Below are 3,053 nucleotides of genomic sequence, written 5' to 3'. Positions count from 1 at the left end.
GGTCGGCGGCCCGGGCGGCGGCCGCGGGCTGGGCGGCGCAGACTCCGGGTGCGCTGGACGGCGTACGGCTGCACGCGCTCGCGGGGGTGCTGGTCCGGCCGGGCGGGGAGCCGCGCGGGGCGGCCGAGGCGGCCGCGTCGGAGCGGCTGCTGGCCGCGCTGGACGCGGGGGTGCGGGGCGCGCTCGCGGCGGAGCTGGAGCCGGAGCTGCGGGCGGCCCTGGCCAAACCGGAGGGCGAACCGGCCCTGCCCGCAGGGCTGTTGCTGTCCGCCACCGCCCTCGGGGCCGACACAGCGGGGCTGCTCCCGCAGGCGGCACGTCAGCTGGCGCGGGGCCTGCTCGCGGATCCGGAGGGGGCGTACGGGGAGGAGGTACGGGCCGCGCTGACGCAGCTGCCGGCGCTGCGGGCCCTCGTACTCGACCGCCTCGACGCCCTCGCGGCGGGCGACCCGCCCGCCGGGGCACGGCTGTTCGCCCGCACCGGGCTCCGGCTGGGCGCGGCGGAGGCCCTGCCGCACCTGCGCATGTGCGCCCTGGGCCGCCCGGCGGGCGACCGGGTCGTCGGCCTGGACACCCTGCTGCGGGAGGCGGGCGTCTCCCCGTACGCGGAGCCGCTGGTCCTGCGGACCGGGATGCGTCTGGTGTGGGAGGACCGGCCCCCGACCCCGGTGGAGGCCCGCCTCCTCCTGGCGACCACGGGCGCCCCCGTCCACCAGCGCGCGGGCACCTGGTCCCTCCTCACCCGGGCGGCCACCGACGCCCCACCGGGAGACCCGGAGACCCCTGGCCTCGCGGCGGAACTCCTGCGGCACTTCGGGGAGGAACTCCCGGAGGAACTCCGGGAGTTCCTCCGGGACCGCGCGGACGCGGCCGGGCCTGCGGGTCGGGAGCTCCCGGAGTGGCTGTCGGAGGATCCGGACCGGCCCGGGCCGAGGGGCTGAGCGGCGCCCGCCCGGCTGAGCTGTCGTACCGGCCGCCTACTCAGCAACCCCGCAAGGGATCTGAGCATCCGTACTCAGGCCCCCGCCCCCTCCCCGCCGCCATCGTGGGGGCCATGCCCATACAGCCTTGCGAGCCACAGCCACGCGTCGGGATCACCGCCGTCGGCAGCCTGTTGCCCGAGGACGTGCTGTCCTCCGACGACCTCCAGCGCGAGGTCACCCGGCGCAGCGGTATCGCGCTGCCCGACCGGATGCTGACCCTGGCCACCGGCATCGTCTCGCGGCGGGTCGCGCCCGAAGGCGTGTACGCGTCCACGCTCGCGGCGGGCGCCGCCCGCCGGGCGCTGGACGCGGCCGGGCTGGACCCGCTCGACGTGGACCTGCTGGTGTTCGCCTCCGCCTCGCGGGACCTCGTCGAGCCCGCCACCGCGCACATCGTGCAGGCGGAGCTCGGTTCGCGGGCGCACGCCGTAGACGTCACGAACGCCTGCAACAGCTTCGTCAACGGCATCGACCTCGCCCGCGGCATGGTGCTCGCCGGCCGGTCCCGCCGGGCGCTGGTCGTCACCGGGGAGACCCCGAGCCGCGCGGTGCGCAAGGACCCGGCCGACTTCGCGGAGTTCCGCGGCTCCTTCGCCGGCTACACCTTCGGCGACGCGGGCGCGGCGGTCGTCGTCGAGCCGGTGGAACGCGGCGGGATCCTGGACGTGGACGGCGAGACGCATTCGGAGCACTGGGAGGTCGGCGGTATCCCGGGCGGCGGCTCGCGGCACCCGCGCGGGGACGCGTACACCTACTTCCAGGGTGACGGGCACGAACTGCGCGGGGTCTTCGAGAAGGCGGGCACCGCCGTCATCGACCGGACGCTGCACCGCACCGGCATGGGCTGGGACGGGTTCTCGAAGGTCCTCGTGCACCAGGTGACGGTGCCGTACCTGGAGCGGTTCGCGGAGCTGACCGGGGTCCCCCAGGACAAGCTGGTGGTGACGGTGCCCGAGCTGGGCAACGTGGCGAGCGCGAGCATCGGCGTGCAGCTGGACCGGATATTCGGTGAACTGGACTCCGGGGAGCGGGTGCTGTTCGTCGGGCTGGGCGGCGGGATCAGCATCATGACGATGGTCTGGGAGAAGTCGTGAGCGGGGCGCCCCTGTGGGTGGTGGTGCCCGCGCACGAGGAGGCGGCGCGGCTCGGCGGGACGCTGCGGGCGCTGGCCGCGCAGCGGGACCGGGACTTCACCCTGCTGGTAGTCGACAACGCCTCCAAGGACGCGACGGGCGCCATCGCGCGGGAGTTCGCGGCGCGGGCGCCGTTCCCGGTGGAGGTGATCGAGGAGCCGGAGAAGGGGGTCGGTTCGGCGGTGGACACCGGCTTCCGGTACGCGATCGCGCGCGGGGCGACGCTGCTGGCCCGGACGGACGCCGACTGCCTGCCGGGTCCCGGCTGGGCGGGTGCGGCGCGCGCGGCGCTTGCGGCGCGGCCCGGGCTGGTGTGCGGCCGGATCACGGCGCGGCGCGACGAGCACGGGCCGCTGGGCCGGGCGGCGTTCGCCGGACTGGTCGGGCTGGCCGCGCTGTTCGGGCGGCTGCGGCCGCAGCACGCGCGACGGCACGGCTACCGGGCCCCGTACCGGATGCACGCGGGGAACAACATGGCGATCACCGCCGAGCTGTACCTGGCCGTGGGCGGGATGCCGCGGCGGCCCTCGCCGACGGACCGGCTGTTCCTGAACGCGGTCCGCCGCCACACCGACCGGATCTCCCGCTGCCGGGGCATGGTCGTGGAGAACTCCACCCGCCGGCTGCGCGCCTACGGGCTCACCGGAACCGCCCGCTGGTACCTGGACCAGGGCAGTGGCACGCACGGAACGGACGACCCCCGCTGATGCTGGACCGACTGGATCACGCGCTGCGCGCCCGGCCCGAGCGGCCGGCCGTGCTCACCGCCGCCCGCGGCGGGGCCACCCGGGTAACTGGCCGACGCGTTCGCGGCCGCCCTGCACGCGCGCGGGCTGCGGGCCGGGGACACCGTCGGGGTGGCGGTACGGCCGGGGCCGCGCGCGCTGGCGGTGCTGCTGGCGCTGTGGCGGCTCGGGCTGCGCGGGGCGGTGCTGGA

Annotated in this window: 3 protein-coding genes; all 3 read left to right on the top strand. The window is 76.8% G+C overall.

The annotated features are described in order from the left end of the window. Positions 1–941, top strand: a 941-nt coding sequence (locus VR44_RS37940; protein WP_245692843.1) for a GTPase-associated protein 1-related protein, incomplete at its 5' end; no start/stop codon positions are given. 113 nt (positions 942–1,054) lie between these two features. Beyond that, on the top strand, positions 1,055–2,077 hold the full coding sequence (locus VR44_RS37935) for a 3-oxoacyl-ACP synthase III family protein (protein ID WP_045952228.1): 1,023 nt from the start codon (positions 1,055–1,057) through the stop codon (positions 2,075–2,077). After that, positions 2,074–2,823, top strand: coding sequence for a glycosyltransferase (locus VR44_RS37930; RefSeq protein WP_245692842.1), 750 nt, complete (start codon positions 2,074–2,076; stop codon positions 2,821–2,823). The genes VR44_RS37935 and VR44_RS37930 overlap by 4 nt, the downstream gene beginning before the upstream one ends. The last annotated feature ends 230 nt before the right edge of the window (positions 2,824–3,053 follow it).

Source organism: Streptomyces katrae (assembly GCF_000966975.1).
GTDB classification, from domain to species: Bacteria; Actinomycetota; Actinomycetes; order Streptomycetales; family Streptomycetaceae; genus Streptomyces; species Streptomyces katrae.
The sequence above is the reverse complement of the archived record's forward strand: the minus strand, read 5'-3'. Positions and strand labels throughout refer to the sequence as shown.